Origin of the sequence: Winogradskyella poriferorum, assembly GCF_036553625.1 — a bacterium.
GTDB lineage: Bacteria > Bacteroidota > Bacteroidia > Flavobacteriales > Flavobacteriaceae > Winogradskyella > Winogradskyella poriferorum.
In genome coordinates this window covers 482,199-505,612 of record NZ_JAZHOU010000002.1, presented here as the reverse complement: position 1 = coordinate 505,612, position 23,414 = coordinate 482,199, and the positions used below count along the sequence as shown (strand labels likewise).

17 protein-coding genes are annotated in these 23,414 nt (G+C 33.0%); 9 read left to right on the top strand and 8 right to left on the bottom strand.

Annotation, left to right across the window (positions count from 1 at the left end; genetic code table 11):
• Positions 1 to 57 precede the first annotated feature (57 nt).
• Complete coding sequence (locus tag V1468_RS08465; protein WP_331809806.1) at positions 58 to 2,121, bottom strand: S9 family peptidase; 2,064 nt, start codon at positions 2,119 to 2,121, stop codon at positions 58 to 60.
• Between the two features lie 78 nt (positions 2,122 to 2,199).
• Here V1468_RS08465 and V1468_RS08460 point away from each other — a divergent pair, with 78 nt between their 5' ends.
• Positions 2,200 to 2,523, top strand: a complete 324-nt coding sequence (locus V1468_RS08460) for a YbaB/EbfC family nucleoid-associated protein (RefSeq protein ID WP_331809805.1) — start codon at positions 2,200 to 2,202, stop codon at positions 2,521 to 2,523.
• 3 nt (positions 2,524 to 2,526) lie between these two features.
• Here V1468_RS08460 and V1468_RS08455 read toward each other — a convergent pair whose 3' ends face one another.
• On the bottom strand, positions 2,527 to 3,546 hold the full coding sequence (locus tag V1468_RS08455) for a threonine aldolase family protein (RefSeq protein WP_331809804.1): 1,020 nt from the start codon (positions 3,544 to 3,546) through the stop codon (positions 2,527 to 2,529).
• Positions 3,547 to 3,577: 31 nt separating this feature from the next.
• Positions 3,578 to 4,750, bottom strand: a complete 1,173-nt coding sequence (locus tag V1468_RS08450; protein WP_331809803.1) for an ATP-grasp domain-containing protein — start codon at positions 4,748 to 4,750, stop codon at positions 3,578 to 3,580.
• Between the two features lie 281 nt (positions 4,751 to 5,031).
• Between V1468_RS08450 and V1468_RS08445 the strand changes: the two genes are divergently transcribed.
• From V1468_RS08445 to V1468_RS08415, 7 genes are all read left to right on the top strand, one after another.
• On the top strand, positions 5,032 to 6,225 hold the full coding sequence (locus V1468_RS08445) for a hypothetical protein (RefSeq protein WP_331809802.1): 1,194 nt from the start codon (positions 5,032 to 5,034) through the stop codon (positions 6,223 to 6,225).
• Between the two features lie 145 nt (positions 6,226 to 6,370).
• Positions 6,371 to 7,469 (top strand): peptide chain release factor 2 gene (gene prfB, locus V1468_RS08440; protein ID WP_331809801.1). Its coding sequence is split into 2 segments (ribosomal slippage): positions 6,371 to 6,433 and positions 6,435 to 7,469, totalling 1,098 coding nucleotides; the frame shifts between segments, so codons are not numbered across the junction.
• A 45-nt stretch (positions 7,470 to 7,514) separates the two neighbouring features.
• On the top strand, positions 7,515 to 7,856 hold the full coding sequence (arsC, locus tag V1468_RS08435; protein WP_331809800.1) for an arsenate reductase (glutaredoxin): 342 nt from the start codon (positions 7,515 to 7,517) through the stop codon (positions 7,854 to 7,856).
• A gap of 3 nt (positions 7,857 to 7,859) precedes the next feature.
• A complete protein-coding gene (locus V1468_RS08430; RefSeq protein ID WP_331809799.1) occupies positions 7,860 to 8,321 on the top strand; it encodes a hypothetical protein in 462 nt (153 codons plus the stop codon).
• A 127-nt stretch (positions 8,322 to 8,448) separates the two neighbouring features.
• Positions 8,449 to 10,974 (top strand): outer membrane beta-barrel family protein, encoded by a 2,526-nt coding sequence (locus V1468_RS08425; protein WP_331809798.1) that lies wholly within the window; start codon positions 8,449 to 8,451, stop codon positions 10,972 to 10,974.
• Positions 10,975 to 11,051: 77 nt separating this feature from the next.
• Positions 11,052 to 12,941, top strand: a complete 1,890-nt coding sequence (locus tag V1468_RS08420; protein WP_331809797.1) for a DUF294 nucleotidyltransferase-like domain-containing protein — start codon at positions 11,052 to 11,054, stop codon at positions 12,939 to 12,941.
• Between the two features lies 1 nt (position 12,942).
• The gene (locus V1468_RS08415; protein WP_331809796.1) at positions 12,943 to 13,605 is read left to right on the top strand and encodes a 3'-5' exonuclease; all 663 of its coding nucleotides are present in this window, start codon (positions 12,943 to 12,945) and stop codon (positions 13,603 to 13,605) included.
• A gap of 68 nt (positions 13,606 to 13,673) precedes the next feature.
• On the opposite strand, the gene V1468_RS08410 is transcribed toward V1468_RS08415, so the two are convergent.
• The 4 genes from V1468_RS08410 to aceB all read right to left on the bottom strand — a co-directional run bounded on the left by V1468_RS08410 (position 13,674) and on the right by aceB (position 21,070).
• Positions 13,674 to 16,601 carry a fibronectin type III domain-containing protein gene (locus V1468_RS08410; RefSeq protein ID WP_331809795.1) on the bottom strand — a complete coding sequence of 976 codons (2,928 nt, stop codon included), beginning with the start codon at positions 16,599 to 16,601 and terminating at the stop codon, positions 13,674 to 13,676.
• 6 nt (positions 16,602 to 16,607) lie between these two features.
• Complete coding sequence (locus V1468_RS08405) at positions 16,608 to 17,411, bottom strand: tetratricopeptide repeat protein (protein ID WP_331809794.1); 804 nt, start codon at positions 17,409 to 17,411, stop codon at positions 16,608 to 16,610.
• Positions 17,412 to 17,692: 281 nt separating this feature from the next.
• Complete coding sequence (locus V1468_RS08400; protein ID WP_331809793.1) at positions 17,693 to 19,324, bottom strand: isocitrate lyase; 1,632 nt, start codon at positions 19,322 to 19,324, stop codon at positions 17,693 to 17,695.
• Positions 19,325 to 19,471: 147 nt separating this feature from the next.
• On the bottom strand, positions 19,472 to 21,070 hold the full coding sequence (gene aceB / locus V1468_RS08395; protein WP_331809792.1) for a malate synthase A: 1,599 nt from the start codon (positions 21,068 to 21,070) through the stop codon (positions 19,472 to 19,474).
• A gap of 119 nt (positions 21,071 to 21,189) precedes the next feature.
• On the opposite strand from aceB, the gene V1468_RS08390 reads away from it, so the two are divergent.
• Positions 21,190 to 22,668 carry a helix-turn-helix domain-containing protein gene (locus tag V1468_RS08390; RefSeq protein ID WP_331809791.1) on the top strand — a complete coding sequence of 493 codons (1,479 nt, stop codon included), beginning with the start codon at positions 21,190 to 21,192 and terminating at the stop codon, positions 22,666 to 22,668.
• A 1-nt stretch (position 22,669) separates the two neighbouring features.
• Here V1468_RS08390 and V1468_RS08385 read toward each other — a convergent pair whose 3' ends face one another.
• On the bottom strand, positions 22,670 to 23,323 hold the full coding sequence (locus tag V1468_RS08385) for an HAD family hydrolase (protein ID WP_331809790.1): 654 nt from the start codon (positions 23,321 to 23,323) through the stop codon (positions 22,670 to 22,672).
• Positions 23,324 to 23,414: the final 91 nt, after the last annotated feature.

Genomic DNA, 23,414 nt, shown 5'->3' with positions numbered 1-23,414 from the left:
AATCAAGTGCAATAAATACACTTTAAAACCTCGCAAAACTAATACTTTTTTTTTAAATCAACTCGAAATACCTTCTAAATCTAATAGAAAAGCATATTCTTCTGCATCTTCCTTGATACTTTCAAAGCGCCCTGAAGCACCACCATGACCTGCATCCATATTGGTTTTAAGGTATAATCTATTATTGTCGGTTTTCATATCTCTAAGCTTAGCAACCCATTTGGCAGGTTCCCAGTATTGTACCTGGGAATCGTGTAGTCCTGCTGTTATCAACATATTAGGATATTCCTTAGTCTCAATATTATCGTATGGTGAATATGATTTCATATACTCATAGTATAATTTATCATTAGGATTTCCCCATTCGTCATATTCACCTGTTGTAAGTGGTATGGAGTCGTCTAACATAGTAGTAACTACATCTACAAAAGGTACTGCTGCAATAATACCGTTATACAACTCAGGAGCCATATTGATTATTGCACCCATTAACAAGCCACCTGCACTTCCTCCCATTGCATACAAATGCTTTGATGATGTATATCGTTCTTTAATTAAATGAATAGAACAAGCCACAAAATCTGAAAAAGTATTCTTCTTTTTTAGAAGTTTACCATCTTCGTACCATTGTCTTCCTAGATATTCTCCACCCCTTATATGAGCTATTACATAAATAAAGCCTCTGTCTAGTAAACTTAAGCGAATTGTTGAAAAATAAGGGTCTACAGTAGAACCATAACTACCATATGCATATTGCAATAAGGGATTACTCCCATCTTTTTTTATACCTTTTTTGTACACTAAAGACATTGGTATTTTTGTTCCATCTTCTGCAGTTGCCCAAATACGCTCTGAGGTGTAGTTGTCTTTATTGAATTTTCCTCCTAAAACTTCTTGCTCTTTTAGTACTGTTTTAGTTTTAGTTTTCATATTAAACTCTAAAACCGAAGCTGGTGTTGTTAAGGCATTGTAGGCATAACGTAATGTTTCTGTATCGAACTCTACATTTGTTGTTGTATAGGCTGTGTAGGTTTCGTTATCAAAAGGAAGGTAATAATCTTCTGTGTCGTCCCAACGCTTTATCCTTATTTTGTTGAGTCCATTGTCGCGCTCACTTATTACGAGGTAATTTTTAAAAATATCTATGCTCTCTAAAAGCACTTCGTTTCTATGTGGAACAACTTCTTGCCACTTATCTAATGCTCTATCTGTTTCAGAGCATTTCATAAGTTTAAAATTTGTGGCTTTATCTTTGTTTGTAAGAATATAAAAATGACCATCGTAGTGCGAAATACTATACTCTAAACCTCTTACACGTGGCTGAAAAACTTCAAACTTTCCATTAGGATTATCTGCATTGAGTATATGATATTCATTAGTTAAAGTACTGTAGCATGCTATGATGATATACTTTCTAGACTTTGATTTATAAATTGCTGTTCCAAAAGTCTCATCTCCTTCCTGAAATATTAACTCATCCTCAGAATTTGACCCTAACTTATGTCTAAAAATCTGATATGCTCTTAAAGTTACCGGATCTTTTTGTGTATAGAATAAAGTCTCGTTATCATTTGCCCATGTAGAGGAGCCTGTTGTATTTTCAATACTATCGTTAAAAACTTTGTGAGTTGCTATGTCTTTAACTCGAATGGTGTATTGCCTTCTACCTGTTGTATCAACACCGTAAGATACCTTTTTGTTATCTGGACTAATACTTATACCTACAAGCTTAAAATAGCTTTGTCCTTCAGCCATTTTATTACAATCAAAAAGCAATTCTTCAGGATTATCTAAAGATTCTTTTTTTCTTGCATATATAGGATAATCCTTGCCTTTTTCATATCTGGTAATATACCAATACCCATTGTATTTGTAGGGCACAGAAGAATCGTCCTCTTTTATTCGGGCTTTCATTTCCTCAAATAAATCCTTTTGAAATGCTTTGGTATGTGCCATTTGAGCATCACAATAGGCATTTTCAGCTTTTAAGTAGTCTATAACTTCTGGATGCTCTCTATCTTTCATCCAGAAATAATTATCAACTCTAACATCACCATGTTTTTCTAATTCGTGTGGAATCTTTTTGGCTATTGGCGGATTTACTACAGAGTTCTTGCTCATATTGTTTTTAAGAAAATTTTAATCTAAAAAAGTGGCGCAATTTAGTAATTTTGCATCGTAATTTTAAAAGATAAAGATATGTTTGGAGATATGATGGGAATGATGAGCAAATTAAAAGAAGCTCAGAAAAAAGTTGAGGAAACTAAGGAGCGTTTAAATACAGTTTTAATTGATGAGGCTAGTAGTGATAACAAGTTACAAGTAACAATTACTGCAAATAGAACAATTAAATCTATTTCGATTGATGATGAGTTACTTCAAGACAAAGAGATGCTTGAAGATTATCTTATTCTAACTCTAAATAAAGCTATTGAAAACGCAACAAATGTAAACGAAACTGAAATCGCTGCAGTTGCTAAAGAAGGCATGCCAAACATTCCTGGTATGGATATGTTTAAATAGTTTTTATAAACTCTTAAGCGTTTTCAAAACTACTTCATGCATATTGTTGGTGTAATCTAAATGCGTAACTATACGCAGTTTATTGCTTCCCATACCAATAATATGTATGTTTTTTTTCTTTAGTTTATTTAAAAAGTCTACTTCGCTTATTGTATCATTTACTTCAAAAATGACGATATTCGTTTCTATTGGCTCTACTTTTTTGATAAAAGATAACCCATGTAAAACTTCACCAATTTCTTTAGCTTTTTGATGATCTTCCTCTAGACGTTCAATATGATTATCTAAAGCATACAAACCTGCTGCCGCTAAATAGCCTACTTGACGCATACCACCACCAAGAATTTTCCTAACACGCAACGCACCTTTCATAGACTCTTTTTTCCCTATTAGTACAGAGCCTATAGGGCACCCTAACCCTTTACTTAAACAGACAGATATGGTATCGAATAATTCCCCATATTGCTTAGCACTTTCTTGCCTGGCAACCAGAGCATTCCACAGTCTTGCTCCATCTAAATGGAATCCTAAACTATGCTTATCAGCTACTTCTCTAATCTTTTTTAATTCTTCAAAATCCCAACATGCACCACCACCTTTATTGGTAGTATTTTCAATCTCTATCAATGCTGTTAGTGGACTATGATAAAACTCTGGTGGATTTATAGCAGCTTCTGCTTGTTCTGCTGTAAACATACCTCTGTGTCCATCTATTAAATGACATGATATTCCACTATTGAATGAAGCTCCACCACCTTCATAATTATATATATGTGCATATTTATCGCAAACAACCTGCTCACCAGGATTGGTATGTAGTTTTAGTGCTGTTTGATTTGCCATTGTACCTGTTGGAAAGAACAAAGCATCGTCCATACCAAACATTTCAGTTAATCGCTGCTCAAGAGCATTCACTGTAGGGTCCTCTTTATAAACATCATCACCAACATCGGCAGACATCATAGCCTTTAGCATATCACTCGTTGGCTTTGTAACCGTATCGCTTCTTAAATCTATTATCATAAATTAAAATCTATGAGGTAAAGATAATACTCTATAAGGTTTTCCTTTTAAGAATTTTTGAAGATATTACATTATTGGTCCGCCATATAAACTTACACCATAAAACTAGAGGATCCTTTATTATAAATCTAAAAGGTGTATTGTTGAGCAGGAAGTTAATTTTAAAAACTAATAATGGATTCCTTTGAAATCTTTTAATTAAAGATTTGAGATGTAAAAACACTCCTGATTTAACAGGTGTAAAATCTATTTTTTTATTTAAAGAAGATAAGCAGTATAAATATGGAAAATTAACTCCCGCTAATGCAGAAGCCTCTGTATTAAGCCAAAATCTTGGATTAATTTCAATAACCTTATAGGTTGAATCGGTTTTATCGAATCTAAAATCAATGTTGGCCACACCAGACCAATTTAAAGCTTTCATTAAATTTTTCATTAATAACAATAAAACTTCATCATGGAAAAAGCTAAACTCATACTGAGGAGTTACTTTTACATCTTTTACCAAAACTCCCTTTTGCATCGTATAGGCTTTTATTTCTCCATTTTCACACAATACATTACATGTTACATCAAATCCCTCTATAAATTTTTGAAGCAATATTGGCTTATCAGTACTAATTGCACCTATATATTTTCTCAGCCCTTCTTCATTTTTTACTAGCTTCACTCCCATTCCTCCATTAAAGCCATAAGTTGGTTTAGCAACAAGTGGAAAATCTATTTTTTGAATGTTAAAATCAAATTTTGAATCTACTATGATACTATCTGGACAAGGTAACTTATTCGATTTTAAGAAAAGATAAAGAAAATCCTTCCGAAGTGCAGTTTCATAATTAGTTAAACTAGTTAGATTACAAAGTTTAGATTTGTTTTTAAGTAATTTTAAATGCTCTAAAATCTTCTTAGTACTAACATCAAAAATAGGCATTATAAGATCTATGCCATAAGTTTCTGCGGTAGTATCTATTTTATAAATCCAATCTTCAATAGAAGTGTTCTCGTAATAAATAAACTTTTCTATAAAACGAGAATACTTAAAACAACTATTATCTATTGAATATCTAAAGTACTTTCTCTTATGAGAAGACAGTACATAAATTTTTACATCTCTAACTAATGATAAGCTATAAACTACATTAGAAAGCAAAGTGGTTTCTCCATCTGGGATTAAAATTGAAAAAGTATTATGACTATTTTTCATTTAATAGATCTAGAGGCGTTTACTTGTTTATAAATTGAATTTACATTCATATTTAATAAAAAATGTTGTTCAAAATTAAGCATTTAAGAACCACTTAAAATTTTCTTCGATAAATTGAACACTTCTTCTGTTGTGTAAAAAATCTGTTGTTTTATCGATTAAATTTGACATTCAACTATTTAACTAATAAATCTATTATTTCGTCAACTTTTTAACGTGTTAACAATTTTAACAAATACTTTTACAACTTTAATAATGCTATTAACTTTTATTTATCAATTATGAAACACATTACTAAATTAGTATTGCTTGTGGCTCTTGTAGTTTTTGCATCATGTCAAAACGAGAGCACACAAGAAATTGAAAATCAGCAACAAGCCGCATTAAGATTTGATGAAAAAGGCATGGTTGTATCTGATGGAGAAGAAGATATGGAACTTACTTTTAATGAAAGAAGTGAGAACCTTGCTACACCAACTTTGACTACTGCAAAAACTTGGGGTAATTATGGAGGTCATAACAATGGTGGTAATGACTACACAGATTGTACTGCAGATTTACTTGAAACTGGTTATGACACTACTGTAAATGTAGAGGTTGTAAACAAACCTGGCACAAATGGTTACTTTGATGTATCTATTGATGGTGCTGATGTTATTCAAGCATATTGCTCTGATAGATTACCAAGCTTGGGAGCTGATGACGATTTTATAGATTTTACTGTAATCTCTAGTTATGATGAGGCTATTTTGGCTGGTGGTGAGTTTGAAAGTGTTTACACAAACCCACAAAACTTTGACAAAGTAAACTGGATCTTAAACAATATTGATATCAGTGAGGGATCCGAGTATACTTATGGTCATGTTCAATATGCTATCTGGAAACTTATAGAAGGTCCTTTTATTAATGACTTTACTGACTTTTTAACACCTGTTCCTGGTGACTGGAGCCCTTCAGTTGATAATGCTAAAGGTGATGCTATTTACGATGAAGCTGTTGCAAATGGTGAAGGATATACTCCTGGATGCGGTGACAAATTGGGTCTTCTGCTTATTCCTGCTGATTATGATAATGTTCAAGCTATTTTAATAACTAAAGATTTACCAGAAGCAGAATGTAACGATTGTATTGGAGATGTAAACCAAATTACATTTAAGTGGGATTGGCACAACGATTACAGAGTGAGATTATACCAACGCTACGAAAACACATGCTATGCGGTTAAAATATTTGATAGTGTTGTAGGTCTTAATGATGAAATGTCTGTTAGCGGTACAAATGCTGATGGTACGTTTGGTAAGTACATATATGTTTACGTAGGTAACTGCTACTACACTAAATTTAAAGTTAACTGTGACTTAAACATTGGTCCTGGTTACAAACGTGGTGTTGTAGAGGTAGTTAGTGGTACAAGTACTGCCGGTGGAGAATTATGTGACTACGAACCGTCATACAACTGGTGTTGGTGGTGGTAATCACAGGTGATACCAAATAAAAAATCTCAAAAACCGTCTAAAAATTTTAGACGGTTTTTTTGTTTCTTTTTAGAAATGAAAAAATCAATGCAAAATTATGGCACCTTACATATGCCTATTATATTTGTGAAAATTTCAATTTAATATGATAACATCAGATCAAATAAAAGATCTTAATTCCCGTCTAGACATACTTAGACAGTATCTTTGACTTAGATACCAAACTTATAGAGATTGCTAACGAAGAAGAGCAAACTTTCGACCCTAACTTTTGGAATGACTCAAAAAAAGCAGAACAAGTGATGCGTTCTCTCAGAGAAAAAAAGAGCTGGGTCAACGATTACGAAAATGCAAAAGTACTTTGTGAAGATTTAGAAGTCCTCTATGAATTTTACAAAGAAGATGAGGCCTCTTTAGATGATGTAGAATCTAGATTTGAAAAAGCTATAAATGCTATAGAAAAGCTAGAATTTAAAAATATGCTTTCTGAAGAAGGAGACAGCCTTAGTGCTGTTTTACAAATTACAGCTGGTGCAGGAGGAACTGAATCTTGTGATTGGGCCAGTATGCTAATGCGAATGTATTTAATGTATGCCGAAAAAAGTGGGTTTAAAGTAAAAGAACTTAACCATCAAGAAGGTGATGTTGCTGGTATAAAAACTGTAACTTTAGAAATTGAAGGAGACTATGCCTTTGGTTGGTTAAAAGGAGAAAATGGAGTCCATCGCTTAGTAAGAATTTCACCTTTTGACAGTAATGCCAAACGGCATACTAGTTTTGCTTCTGTATATGTATATCCTTTGGTAGACGATTCTATTGAAATAGAGATAAATCCAGCAGATATAGAAATTACAACAGCTCGCTCCAGTGGTGCAGGAGGACAAAATGTGAACAAAGTAGAAACTAAAGTGCAACTACTACACAAACCAACTGGTATTCAAATTCAGTGTTCCGAAACGCGTTCTCAACACGATAATAGAGCTAGAGCCATGCAAATGTTGAAGTCGCAATTATATGAGATTGAGCTTCAGAAACAAATGGCGCAACGCGAAGATATTGAAGCAAGTAAAATGAAAATTGAATGGGGAAGCCAAATCCGAAATTATGTGATGCACCCATATAAACTTGTTAAAGATGTACGCACAGCACACGAAACAGGTAATGTAGATGCTGTTATGGATGGTGATTTAGAGCCTTTCTTAAAAGCATATCTTATGATGATGGGACAAAAGAGTGATGACTAAGAATTATATAAAACTATTGGTATAAAAATTGAATAATAAAACATCATGATAACAATTTACCACAATCCAAGATGTAGAAAATCTAGAGAAGGTCTTGCGCTTTTAGAAGAATCAGGAGAAAAATTTGAGATAGTAAAATATCTTGAAGAACCAATAAATGAAAAGGAGTTAAATACAATTATTTCTAAATTAGGAATAAAACCTATAGATTTGATAAGAACAAATGAATCTATCTGGAAATCAGAATACAAAGGCAAAAAACTGACAGATCAACAAACTATTAAAGCCATGGTTAAGTATCCTAAGCTCATAGAACGACCAATAGTTGTTAATAACAATAAAGCCGTAATAGGACGACCTAAAGAACTAATCTTAGATATAATTTAAGTTATGAAAAGAATAGCATTATTAACCTTTGCTCTAATCTTGGGATTAAACACCTTTGCCCAAGGTCGCAGAGATCGCATGGGAAACCCAGTAATAAATAGAGAACCAACAAAAGAAGAAATTGCTAAATATGAGCAAAAGGTTGAAGAACGAAAAGACGAGTATATAGCCAATTTTTTAACTACCCTTGAAGCTGATGATTTTCAAAAAGAAATTATAAAACAATATCTAAATTCGTATTATGACGCTAAAAGCGAACTAATCAGAGCTAAGTATGAGCATAATTTAGACAGAAAAGATGCTATAAAAAAACTAGATGAATCTCATTTTAAAGATCTAGAAGAGTTAATATCTAAAAACGATATGAACAAGATAAAAGACTTAATAAAAGGGGATTTTAATGAAAAAGAAGTAAAAAAGAAAAAGAAGAAAAAACGAAAAAAGAAAAAGAAAGATGAAGGCTAATAGAATTAAGATAATAGCTTTCTAAAATTAAAATATCTCTATTTTCCTTTAACATAAGATTAACCAAATGCACCACAAGTAAAAGTATTTTTGCTCATCTAAATAAGCAAAACACTAACAACTTGTAATGAAACTAAATTTACCTCTATTTTTAATCTTATTATTTAACATATCCCTGTCTTTTGCTCAAAAAGACATTAAAATTCAGGGAAAAGTTCTCGAAGAAGGCACAAATATTCCGTTAGAATATGCCACAATAACACTAAAATCAACTGAAGACAACAAGGTTGTAACTGGCGGAATAACTGATACAGAAGGAAAATTCACTGTAGAAGTCTCACCTGGAACGTATAATATTTATGTAGAATACATTTCGTATGTTACAAAAGAATACCTTAACAAAACTCTATCAGAATCAATAGATTTAGGTACAGTAAGTCTAGCACTAGACGTCGCTTCTTTAGATGAAGTTACAATAGTAGCCGAAAAAACTACTGTAGAAATTAAATTAGATAAAAAAGTCTACAATATTGGTAAAGACTTAACCACTGCAGGCGGTACGGTTAGTGACGCCTTAAATAATGTACCTTCCGTAGCAGTAGATGTCGAAGGCGCTATAAGCCTTCGTGGAAACGAAAATGTAAGAATACTGATTAATGGAAAACCCTCTGCTATGGCAGGCTTTGGAGATAGTAACATTTTAAGCCAGCTTCCTGCAGAAGCTATTGAGCGTGTAGAAGTTATCACCTCTCCTTCAGCAAGGTACGATGCCGAAGGAACTGCAGGTATTTTAAATATTATACTTCGTCAAAAAGAAACTCTTGGTTTTAATGGCTCCTTAAACTTTACACTAGGTAACCCAGACAATGTAGGAGTTTCTGCCGCTCTAAATTTTCGTACAGAGAAATTCAACATATTTTCTAACATAGGCTGGCGCTATTTTGATGCTCCAAGAAACAGCTTTAATGACATTACTTATTTTGACCAAATTGAAGATGGTGTTGTTGAGGAACCCGAATTCAGAAGAATTAGAGAAGACCAAGAAGTAGAACGTCTCAACAGAAATTATAATGCCAACATTGGTATGGAATACTTTTTAGATGACACGTCTTCATTAACAGGTAGTTTATTTTACAGATTAGGAAGTGATGCAGATATATCATTAAATAATAGTGAACGTTTTAATGACAATACAATTGTAGAAGAAACGCTTAGACGCGAAAAGGAAACCGAAAAAGATAACAGATACCAAATCTCATTAAACTATGTGAAACAATTTGGTGATGATAGCGATCATAAATTAACTGCAGATTTTCAGTTTGAAAATTCATCTGAAGAAGGTTTTACATTCCTAAATGAAAGATACCTTTTTACAGATCAAACAGACCCAGAGGCTTTTCAGATTGAACAAGAAACAACAACAGAAGACCAGAATGAATATCTTTTACAAGCAGATTATGTATTACCATTAGGCGAAGGTTCTAGATTTGAAGCTGGTTTTAGAAGCACTCTTCAGAATGAAGTTACCGATTATACTTTAGAACAAGAAAACTTAGATAATGGTAGTTTAGAAATTAATGATATTTACACAAATGTTTTTGATTACGACCAGAATGTCAATGCTATTTATAGCCAATACGGCTCTAAATTTGGTAAATTTTCTTTCTTGTTTGGACTTCGTTTAGAGCACACACAACTAAAAGGAAAAATAGATTCTAGATTAACAGATGAAGAACTGGTTGAAGCATTTGGCTTCCCAATAGATACAGATTTTGATAATAATTATTTAGGCCTCTTCCCTACTTTAAACTTAATTTACAATCTTAATGGTTCAGATTCTGATAATGAAGAAAGTATCACTCTAGGCTACAACAGAAGAATTAACAGACCAAGAGGTTGGTTTATCAATCCTTTTCCTTCAAGATCTAGTAGAACTAATGTATTTCAAGGTAATCCTAATTTAGAACCTGCATTTTCTAACACTTTTGATTTAGGATACCTAAAGCGTTGGGAGAAGTTCACCTTAACAACATCTGTATATTATCAACATGAAGATGATTCTTTTGAGCGTATTCAAGAAAACACCGGACAGCAAACGACTGATGGTATAGATATCATTAGAACTATTCCTATTAACCTTTCAACTAATAAAAGAACTGGTGCAGAATTAGGATTTCTATACAATCCAGCAAAATGGTTACGTTTAAACTCTAGTTTTAATTTCTTTCAATTTGAAACCGAAGGGGATTTTAATGGTGTAGATTATAGTGCAAAAAACACAAGTTGGTTTGCCAGATTTAGCTCTAAGGTTACTTTACCATGGAGTATAGATTGGCAAACAAACGCAAGATATAGAGGTGCCAGACAAGATGCGCAATCCGATACAGATGGTATATTATCTATTGATTTAGCCTTCAGTAAAGAAATTCTTAAAAATAAAGGAACATTATCTTTAAATGTGAGAGACTTGTTAAATTCTAGAAAAAGACAATCAACCACCACAACAGACTTTTTTACAAGATATAATGAATCTCAATGGAGACAGCGTCAAATAAACCTTTCTTTTATTTATAGATTTAATCAACAAAACAACAAACGAAATCGATCAGACAGAGGTAATGGCGGAGATGAAGATTTTGATTTTGAAGGATAACAAATACCTATAGTATTTTAGCAACAAAAATGACCTTTCTCATATACGAAAGGTCATTTTTTAGTTAAATTGCTTACATGAATACCATTGCAGAGCGCATTTATGACTATTTAAAAGGTTTTCCTCCTTTTAGTTTACTAACCAAAGAACAACTTTTATCTGTTTCAAAATCAGTTGATGTTATTTATTTAGAGAATGATCAACTTCTTTTTGAGATTGAACAACCTATAGCTAATAACTTTTATGTAGTTAGAGATGGCGCAATAGGTCTTTACAGAGCAAATAATAATCTAGTAGATAAATGCGACGAAGGCGATATTTTTGGTCTTAGAGCACTACTCCGCAAAGGAAAATACAAACTTAATGCTAAAGCAATTGAAGAGAGCGTTATATACAGTATTTCTCTTGAAAACCTAGAAACATATATTACTGCCAATGTAGATGCAAGTCAGTTTCTAATGGCCAGTTTTGTTTCTAACACTCGAGGAAAAAATCCTGATGATGACGATTTTTTAAAAACACTTCAAAACTCATCTGAATATACATACTTACAAACTGCGGATTACTCTAAAAACCCTATTGTGTGTGGAATTGACACCAAAATAAGTGAAGCTGCAAGTATTATGACTGAAAAGCACGTAGGTTCTATTGTTATTGTAAACAACAAGAAGCCTATTGGAATTATTACAGACAAAGATTTAAGAACAAAAATCGCAACTGGCAAACATTCTATAGAAGATTCGGTTTCTAGCATAATGTCTTCACCTGTAATCACTTATCCTGAAACCATTACTGTTGCAGAAGCTCAAATAGCAATGCTAAAACATAAAATTACACATTTATGCATTACTAAAGATGGTACAAACGATTCAGAGCTAACAGGAATACTTTCTGAACATGACATAATTGTTCTCAGAGAGAATAATGCTTCAGCATTAATAAAAGAAATTAAAAGAAGTCGTTCTGCAGAGCAACTCAGAGATATAAGACAACGTACAGAAAAACTATTAACACGTTATTTAGAACAAGATATTCCTATAGACTTTATTTCAAGGTTGGTATCTGCAATAAATGATGCCATAACTCAAAAAATCATTGAGTTTTCTATTGCAAAAATGAATGGTAAACCACCTGCTAAATTCGCATGGTTAGCTATTGGTAGCCAAGGTCGGCAAGAACAATTACTAATGACAGACCAAGATAATGCACTTGTATTTGAAAATATAGATGAGAAAAGTTATAACAGTGTAAAATCATACTTTCTAACATTATCAGATTACATAAACAAAGGGTTAGAAACAGTTGGTTTTGAATTATGCCCAGCAAAGATGATGGCCAATAACCCAAAGTGGTGCAAATCGGTTTCAGAATGGTCTCAACAATTCAATAGTTGGATTACTACTCCAGACCAAGATAACCTTATGCTCTGCACTATTTTCTTTGATTATGAACATGTTTATGGCGATATAGAACTTGTAAATCAACTATCTGAAAGCATCTTTATGAGTATTGATAGTTATGACATCTTTTTAACGTATTTAGGAAGAAATGCGATGCAAAATCCACCACCATTAAGCTTTTTTAGACAGTTCCTAGTAGAAGATGACGGCGAACATAAAGACCAGTTTGATATAAAAGCTCGTGCTATGATGCCGCTGGTAGATGCAGCACGATTATTAATTCTTTCTCACAATATAAAAGCTGTAAATAACACTATAGAACGCTTTGAAAAACTCGTAGAATTAGAACCACAAAACAAAGACACTTATTTGTTTTGTATAGAAGCTTATAAAAACCTTTTAACCTTTAGAACAGAACAAGGTCTAAGACATAATGATTCAGGTAGATTTATAGATTTAGAATCCTTAGATAAAGGAAATCGCTTGCAACTAAAACGAAGTTTTAAAGCCATTAAAGAAGTTCAGGAGCTTATTAAACTCCGTTTTAAATTATCTCAAATACTTTAAAATGAATTGGTTTAAACGAAAATCGTATCCTGAATTTTGGAAAACGTATCTGAACACTTTCCAAAGAACTGAAGAGCAAAACCTAAAAGACATTAGATTTGTTGTTTTTGATACTGAAACCACTGGTTTAGATACTAAAAATGACAGGATTTTATCAATAGGCTGTGTAGCTATAAAAGACTTAAAAATTAAAGTATCTGACCAACTAGAGTTGTATCTAAAACAAGATAAATTTAATGCAGATACTGTAAAAATACATGGTTTATTAAAAGAAGGTAAACTTATTAAGGTTGAAGAAACTGAAGCAATAAAACTCTTTTTGAAATATATAGAAAATGCTGTTTTGGTTGCTCATCATGCTGCTTTTGATGTTGCCATGATTAATGCTGCTCTTTCAAGATTAGAATTACCAAAACTAAAAAACAGAGTACTAGATACTGGTTCTATTTTTAAGAAAACAGAGCTAGATAAAAGCAAAACACATTTTGGACTAGACGAACTTTCTAACCTTTTTAAAATTCCTATGCACGACAGACATACAGCTTCTGGTGACGCTTATATCACCGCTTTATTGTTTCTAAAACTTATTTCAAAATTAAACACAAACTCTAAGCTAAATTTTAAAGCACTCAAAAAACCTAACAATCGTATTGGATTAATATAACTGTAGTTCGCAGAAACAAAAAAACACATCTAAATAGATGTGTTTTTTTTGATTGGTTAATTAATTTATTATTTAATGATCACTTTTTCCGTTCTTACAACGCCAGAAACGCTAAGTTTCACAACATAAACACCAGCATGCAAAGAATCAACACTTATAGAGTTTGTATTGCTTCCACTTTCCAATGTTTTGGTTAACACCAATCTACCTTGCACATCATAAAGATCTAATTGTGAAGGTCCATTCAATTTACCCTTAATATTTAAGTAGTTAGGATTAGTACTTGTAAAAATTTCCAATCCATTAACCACATTATCATCAATAGATAAGGTTGAAGGTGAAAAATGTAAAAAGAATCTACCTGTACCTTCTAAATCCTCTATCGCAGTAAAACTATAGGTATTGGAATTTAGTAAAGTAAAAGTATTATCTAAGTTATCTTCTAGATAAATATTAATATCCTCTGATAAATCACTCTCTTGTATATTAACACTAATAGTATCTCCTGTAGAAGCATTCATACCTAAAGGCACTACAATATTTTCTATATCATCAAAAGACAAACATTGAATGGCTAGATCTACTCCAACATTATCAGTAACTAAATGAGAAAATAATGAGAATTCAGCATCACTGGCATCAAAAGATCCTGCATCATAGCCAATATCTAAACCAGAAGAGCAATTATCTGAAAAATAAAAATCAGTATCGTAATTATTAGCTGAATTTTGAATTCTCAAACTCATATGAGAAATTGAATTATTTCTACCTAAAATAAAATCATCATTACCTACAGTTGTTCTCATAGCAGGCGTAAAAGACAAATTATCCACACCACCTGTTCCGTTTGAGAAAACGTAAAACCCTTGGCCAGGTGCAATATTTTTTCCTACATTTTGAACATTGTTTATAATTGTCCATATACCCGAACCATCTGTACCTGCATTATAACCATAAATAGCATTATAATTAGAATCTAAAACATCATTACCAGACGAACCATTTTCACTAATAAATGTTTGAGCATCGATGTAGCTTGTGTAAGGATTACCCACTAAATTCCATGAACTAGCAGATCCTGCAGATATCGTCGTATTCACATTTCCTACATTAACAGCACCTGTAAAAACAACAGGACTTCCGTCTACTGTCGCTGCTCTATAACCTTTACCTGCTTCAAGTGGTGTAGTTTCATTCACTACTATATCATAGTTTTCATAATTTCCTGAAACATTATTATATGGTGCAAAAGCCCTGATATTATTTAGTGCTGCAATATTTTTATTCCAGTCAGCAAAATCACTAAAAACCTCCATTGTTCCTTCAGTTAATGGAGAGGATACAAGATCATTACCACTACCAGCGGCTGTACCTATTTGGTTTACAAACCTTTTATATCTCGCTCTACCCACGATAGAACTTGTAGAAGAAGGTAATAAACTTGAATAAGAATCAGAATCTGACTCTAGAATAATACTCTTAGCCGTTAAAGTTACACTAGGATCTACAATTAGATTTCCTTCTGGATTTACGGTAACTGTATTAAATGTCGTACTTGCTGATATGTTTGCATCTCCAGAAACTACAACTAAATCTTCTAAATCTGTAGCTACTCCATTAGGATCGTTACCATCTTGCCAACCATTATCATATACATAGTCTGGTCCTTTATGGATAGCAAAACTATCTTCAATAACACCATATCTATTTAAAAATTTCATTGAAAGGTTGTTTCCATCAATTTCTAACACACCTGTCCCATATTGTTTTACACCATAATACATTGCATTATGATCAAAAGTACCATTAGCAATACGAGATGCAGTTGCATTTACAGAATATACTGTTCCTAATCCAGCGTTTTCACCTACACTACTTTTACTATATGCACCATCACCATTTGGCTTACCATCTCCGTCTCCATTAGGGCCAACTGCATGTGTAGCAAAATCGAAAGATGCTGATTCTCCATAATGACCATTTATAAAATATGACCTTTCATAAGATTCACTATGACCTGCTATTACCAAATCTATTCCATTCGCCTCTAGCATTGGTATAATATTTTCACGCATTTCTATTAGCTCAATTTCAGCAGGATCACCAGCATATTGTAATCCCTCAGAAGTATGCCAACCTTTAGAATATGGAGGATGATGCCATAATCCAATAATCCATTGCTGAGTTGTATTTTGAATATCATTTAAAGCCCAATTATACATTGCTGCACCTACAGATCTATCTTCCTCAAAAGAGTTTAAAACAATAAAGTGAATATTTCCATAATCAAAAGAATAATAAGATTCTGTTCCTGATGCTACACCTCCTGATTCGCCTGCTGTTGGAAAAGAAAAAATATCATAGTATGCACCTACTATACTCGATCCTGAATTTATATACTTACCATCTATGTTACCTATTGTCGACCATACTATAGAATTCTGAACTTTATCAGAATACGTATCAAATAAACTTTGTTGATATTGTATATCTGTACCATGAGAATCGGCATTATCACCTGTTAACATAATACCATCTAATTTATTATTTCCTATATAAGAATAAAATGCATCCCTCACTTCTGCAGTTACGGCTGCATTGGAGCTAAAGCGAGCTTTCCCAATGCCCCCAAGAATCCAAAAAGTATAAGGATCTGTTGAACCTAAGGTAGGATGCGTTTTAAAATAAATATCTGCAGAACTTGACAATAAACTACCTCCTGTCCCTATTCTATAATAGTACACTGTTCCCGGTACTAAACCTGTAATATCTATTTCATGATCTGTTTTTAAAGTCGCATCACTCAATGTTGAATACGTTGCAAATGTTACATCTGTGCTATATTCAACTACAGAGGTATCATCTACATCAGTTCTCCATTTGATGGTAACACCAGTTTCAGTACCCTTTTGAAGATACGGTAACCTTATTATTGTTTGCCCAAAAAGAGGCAATACCATAAGTAATAAAAGTAAAAATGTGTAACTCTTTTTCATCTATTTTTAGTTTTTAAGCTCGATTTTTTTAGTCTTTAATTCTGAATAAAATTCCCTCATAAATATTGTATTTCTAATTCTATAAGGCAGTTTCTTATAGTTTTCTTCTGCTTTTATAATTGAGAGTTCTGCTTCCTTAAGTTTTCCTTGTTGAATTTGTATGTTAGCAAGTTCTAAATAAGCACGTTCCTTTCTATTGCTTATTTGAATTACTTTATTTTGAAATTTTACTGCTGAATTAAAATCTTTTATATCTACATAATTTGAAACCAACTTATCATACAAGACAACAATATCACCCAATTTTTCAATTCCTTCAATTAGTATAGATTGTGAACGCTCTCTTCCTCGCTTATTGTTTGTAGCATACCAAGCCTTTGAAGCATATAAATATTGCTCAGGATAAGTAACCTCAGAGTTTCGTATTACTTCGTCATATAGTTTTGCAGATTTTTTATATTTCCCTTTCTTAAAGTAAATATCAGCTAGTAATTTCAAAGCACTGCTGTTATTCGAATCTTCTCTCAATATCTTTTTGATGTTTTTTTTACAATCAAAATAATTTTCAAGATGATAATTACTTTTAGCTATGTAGAAATCCTGCGCTACGGACTCTAGTCCCAATTCTTTTGAATACTTAAAATCTTTTAAGCTATTAGTATAGTTATTATGTTGGTAGTAAAGCTTACCCCTTTTAAAATATAGATTAGCGCTATCAGGATTTTTCTGAATCTCTTCAGTAACGTTTAATATTCGTTTGTGTAAATCACCATGCGCATTAAGAACTGGATTCGATAATACAAAAAACAATATATAGAGAAATTTAAATCGCAAAGTTTATAATTGTTTGGGGTAATTAATAGCATATCAAAAGAAATCAAAATTTAAACAGAATATTAATAATTTAGACTAAGTGTAATATTACTTGTTTAAATACCTAGAACTTAAAAAACAAACGTCTAAAAGCAAATTAAATCGCTAATCTTCAAAATGTTAAAATAAAAAAACACATCCAATAACGGATGTGTTTTCTCCTAACTAAATTAATAAAACAATTGATTATTGTAAAACTAACTGTATTATCAAGCTTATTAAGCCACTATACCTAATTTCTTTTTTGTCTTAACTTCATTGCCTTTAGCTTCAAACTGATTAGAGGTGTTTTTAGCTCCTCCTGCTTTTAAAGCTTTATCTCCAGCAAAGAATGTTTTGTGGTCATCACCAAGGTCAGAGCCAGCCATTCTTTGGTGTTTTACACAAGACACACCTTTTCTTATTTCTTGACGCTGCACATCTCTTACGTAAGCCAACATCCCATCTTTACCAAAATAACCTTCGGTTAAATCATTCATATGCAATGCTGTGGTATGGTATGTAGGCAACGTGATTAAGTGATGGAAAATACCAGCTTCTCTAGCAGCATCTATCTGGAATGTCTTAATCTTTTCATCGGCTCTGTGGCATAATTCTGTACCATCATATTCAGCATTCATAAGGTTATTTCTGTCGTAAGCTGTCATATTTTCGCCTTCTGCTAACATTTCTTCAAATACCTGCTTACGGAAATTCAACGTCCAGTTGAATGATGGCGAATTATTATAAACCAACTTAGCACTTGGTACCACTTCACGAACGCGATTTACCATATGTGCAATTTGCTTTACGTTTGGTGTTGGTGTTTCAATCCACAATAAATCTGCACCATTTTGTAAGCTTGTAATACAATCTAGCACTACTCTATCGATGTTAGAACCATTTTTGAATTTATACAACCCATTTGGCAATCTAATTGGTCTTACGAGTTTGCCATCACGCTTCAATAACACTTCATCTTCTTTTACCTCATCCATTGTAACCTCTTCAGCATCTACAAAAGCTAAATATTTTGAAGCCAAATCGCCTGGCTCTTTACTTACAGGCAGTTTTTGTGTTAATCCTGCACCTTCCGAATCTGTACGAGCCACAATAACACCATCATCTACACCTAATTCTAAAAATGCATAACGCACAGCATTCAACTTAGCTATAAAATCTTCATGCGGAACGGTTACCTTTCCATCTTGATGACCACATTGTTTAGCATCAGAAACCTGGTTTTCGATCTGAATAGCACAAGCACCCGCTTGAATCATCTTTTTCGCCAATAAATACGTCGCTTCTTCATTACCAAAACCAGCATCGATATCTGCTATGATTGGTACAATATGTGTTTCAAAATTATCTATCTCGTTTTGAACATCTTCGCCATTGGCTTGTCTTCTGAATAAATCATTAAGTTCAATAGCATCTGCTTGACGCAAGAAATCGTAAATCTCAGCAATTAATGCTGGTACAGCCGTTTTTTCGTGCATAGATTGATCTGGTAATGGTCCAAATTCTGAACGTAATGCTGCAACCATCCAACCAGATAAGTATAAGTAGCGTTTGCTCGTTGTTTTGTGGTGTTTCTTTACTGCAATCATTTTCTGTTGCGCCACAAAACCGTGCCAGCAACCTAATGATTGTGTATAGTTTGACGAATCAGCATCGTAGTCTGCCATATCCTGACGCATTATGGCTGCTGTATATTTTGCAATATCCAAACCTGTTTTAAAACGATTTTGAGTTGCCATTCTTGCAGCATTTTCTGGATTAATTGCTGCCCAATTGTTACCAAATTTTGCTTTTAAATCCTTTACAGTTTCCAAAGCAGAAGCATAGTTACTTTGTGGTAAATTTTTCATAATTTTGAAATGTATTAATGATATATTAGATTTAATATGAATCCCGTTTAATGTTGCCGCATTAGCGGGATTATTTTTTTGTTATTAGTTTGAATGCATCTCGATACATCCTGACTTACGGTCAGGACACTCGATGTGACGTTAAATTTAGATTTGTCTGTAGGCTGAAAGCGTTAAAAACTCTTCAAACTTTTCTTGTGTTACTAGTTTTTTGAAAAGGTTGATAGCATCACAGAACTTTGTGTTTTTTATCTTGCCCTCGCCTACTTCTCTTATGATTTTTTCAACTTCATCATCAAAAATTTCATCGAATAAGGCTTTAGTAAATTGACGTCCATCTTCCAAAAACGCTTCGTTCTTTAACCATTGCCATACTTGGGTTCTGGATATTTCTGCAGTGGCTGCATCTTCCATTAAATTGTAAAGCGCAACTGCACCATAACCTCGTAGCCAAGCTTCCATATAAAGTATACCAACATTGATATTTTTTCTAACGCCAGCTTCGGTAATTGTGCCTTGTGGCAACTCTACCAAATCAGCTTCGGTTACTGTAATGTCTTCACGTTTTTTGAAGATTTGATTTGGCGTTGGCATATACTTATCGAATTCTTTCATTGCTACCTCAACCAAAGCTGGATGCGCTACCCAAGTACCATCGTGACCATTTTTTGCTTCACGTTCTTTGTCTAACCGTACTTTTTCTAGTGCTGCTTTATTGGCTTCAGGATTATTTTTAATCGGAATTTGTGCTGCCATTCCGCCCATTGCGTGAATGCCTCTTTTATGGCAACGTTGAATTACCAAATTAGAATACGCAGCCATAAAAGGCGTTGTCATTGTTACTTGGTCTCTGTTTGGCACCACAAAACCATCGTGATTTCTAAACTTTTTGATGTATGAAAAGATATAGTCCCAACGGCCACAGTTTAACCCAACGATATGGTCTTTTAATTCGTAAATAAATTCATCTAACTGAAAACTTGCCGTAATTGTTTCTACAAGTAAGGTTGCCTTAAAGGTTCCTTGTGGCACACCGAGATAAGCCTGTGCAAATTCAAAAACGGCATTCCACCAACGTGCTTCTAAATAGTGCTCTAATTTTGGCAGATAAAAATATGGTGCAGAACCATTTTCCATCAAGGTTTTAGTATTATGAAACACATACAATCCAAAATCTACCAAACTACCAGACATCTCTTTATTGTTTACCAATAAATGACGCTCGTTAAGATGTAAACCTCTTGGCCTTACTAAGAGTACTGCTGTTTCCTCATTTAACTTGTAGTGCTTACCTCTAGCCTCATCAACAAGCTCAATAGTTTTAGTGTTGGCATCTCTAAGATTGATTTGACCATCCATATTGTTTGTCCAACTTGGCGCATTACTATCCTCAAAATCTGCCATAAAAGTTTTAGCACCAGAATTGAGTGCATTTATAACCATTTTACGGTCAACAGGACCAGTGATTTCCACACGTCTGTCTTGTAGATCTTCAGGTATTGGTGCTGCGATCCAGTCTGAATCTCTAATGTCTTTTGTTTCAATTGGAAACGATGGAAACTTTCCACTATCGAAAACCGACTGCTGTTTTTCTCTACGCTGCAGTAATTCTAATCGTGACGCGTTAAACTTTTCATGCAAAGCTGAAAGAAAAACCAAAGCATCATCTGTTAAAATTTCTGGATAATAATTTTTTACACTATCACTGAACTTAATTTTTTGATCTGTTGTAATTGAAGTTTCCATATCATTTTGTTTTGATGAAACAATGTTACAATCAATTTTTGAAAAAAACAAGCGAACGTTCGCTATTTTATATTTTTTCGCCAAAATGCAAAATTCGCAGATTATAGTATATTTGCAATATGGAACAAGATTATATCAAATTAATTTTTGGATTAAAACTTAAGCAAATCCGTACAGATAAAGAGCTATCCTTATTTGGTCTATCAAAACTTACAGGGCTTTCAAAATCATATTTAAACGAAATTGAAAAAGGAAAAAAATATCCAAAACCCGACAAGATTGCTCAGCTTTCAGAAAAGCTAGAGGTACCTTATGACGAAATGGTATCTCTTAAATTAGATAAAAACCTTGCTCCTATTGGCGAAATCCTTCAATCTAAAATATTAAAAGAAATTCCTTTGGAATTGTTCGGCATACAAGAGAGTACGATGATAGATATTATATCTAATGCACCATCTAAGGTTACCGCTTTTATTAGTACAATTATTGATATTGCCAAGAATTACAATTTTAGTAAAGAAAGTTTTTATTTGGCTTCTGTTCGATCGTTTCAAGAAGCCAACAATAATTATTTTGATGACTTAGAAAATGCCGTTTTAAGTTTTGCCAAAACCTATCAAGTTAATCTTAAGGCACCTGTAAAATCTGAAGACCTAGAGGAAATACTGGTTGAGGAATATGGTTATAGCATCAATTCTACCGAATTAGAATCACATACAGAATTAAAGAATTTGCGTTCGGTTTTTGTTCCAAAAACTAAAACGCTTCTTCTTGCCAAACATATAGATGATGCACAAAAATCCTTTATATATGCCAAGGAAATAGCGTATAATTATTTAAAAATAAAAGAACGTCTTTACACATTTTCTTGGATAAAATTTGAAAATTTTGATCAAGTCCTAAATAACTTTTACGCATCATACTTTGCTGGTGCTTTGGTTATTCCTAAAGCAAGACTGATGGATGACTTAAAAGATTTATTTTCTAAAAAATCTTTTAAATCTAAAGATTTTGAGCGTATAATAAACAATTACAATGCTTCGCCAGAATCTGTTTATCATAGATTAACAAATATTCTTCCTAAAGAATTTAATCTTAAAAGTCTATTTTTTCTAAGATTTTCTCATCAAAAAGGAACTGACGATTTTGTATTAAATAAAGAACTTCACTTGTCTAAACAACAATCGCCTCACGCGAATGAATCTGATGAACATTATTGCAGACGCTGGGCATCCTTGAGGGTTTTAAAAGAAATTAGTAATTCCGGAAATGCTCACGAATTTGATATTCAAATCTCAAACTACCCAAGTGAAGACAAAAGTTATTTAATACTATCGTCTGCAACAGCAGATCCTTTTGTTGCTGACCAATATAGAAGTGTTTGCGTGGGTATACAGATTAACAATCAGTTTAAACGAAAAGTAGCTTTTGCAGAAAGTAAGTCCATTAAAAAGACGGATGTTGGTGTTACGTGCGAGCGCTGTGCTATTTCTAATTGCGAAGTTAGACAAGCTAAGCCAACGGTAATTCTTTCAAAACAAATGGATGATAAAATTGCGAGTGTTGTAGATGAATTACAGAAAAAATACAGCAAATAAGCTACCAAACATCAACCATTTTAGAATAACTTATCTCAGAAAAGTTAGTTATAACCTTATTCGCTAAATTATAATCCTGATGACTTGAGTGTGGACTTTTAAAACCTACACAATAAATTCCTGCAGAATGCGCTGCCTTTATTCCATTTGTAGAATCTTCAATAACCATACACTCTGACTTGTCGAAGCCTGTAGATTCTGCTGCTTTTAGAAAGATTTCAGGATGTGGTTTTGACTTTTTTAAATCTGCACCACTAAACTTAGCGCTGAAATATTGATTGAGGTCAAAACGTTCAAAAATTTGCTTTATTCCAGGCATTGAAGCCGAAGACGCTACTACCAATTTCACACCATTATTATAATAATCTTGTATTCTTTCTAAAACACCATCAATAAGATCTAAATCATCGTTTTCAAAAAATATTTTATAGTGTTTACGCTTCAAACTGACTAAATGCTCTGGTGTTTCATTCAAATTAAAATGGTCTACCAAACGCTTGCAGATATTAATGGTGGACTGTCCTGTAAAAGACGCATATAAATCTTCACCTACATTAATATTAATATCGTCAAACATTTTATGATAGGATTTTCGGTGCAAAGGTTCTGTATCTACAATAACACCATCCATATCGAATAACACTGCTTTAAGCATAAAATAGTTTTTATTTAGAGCGAAGATAACAAAGTGTTGAAATAAAAAAGCATCAAAACTGAATGTCTCGATGCTTTTTATGAATTCTTAA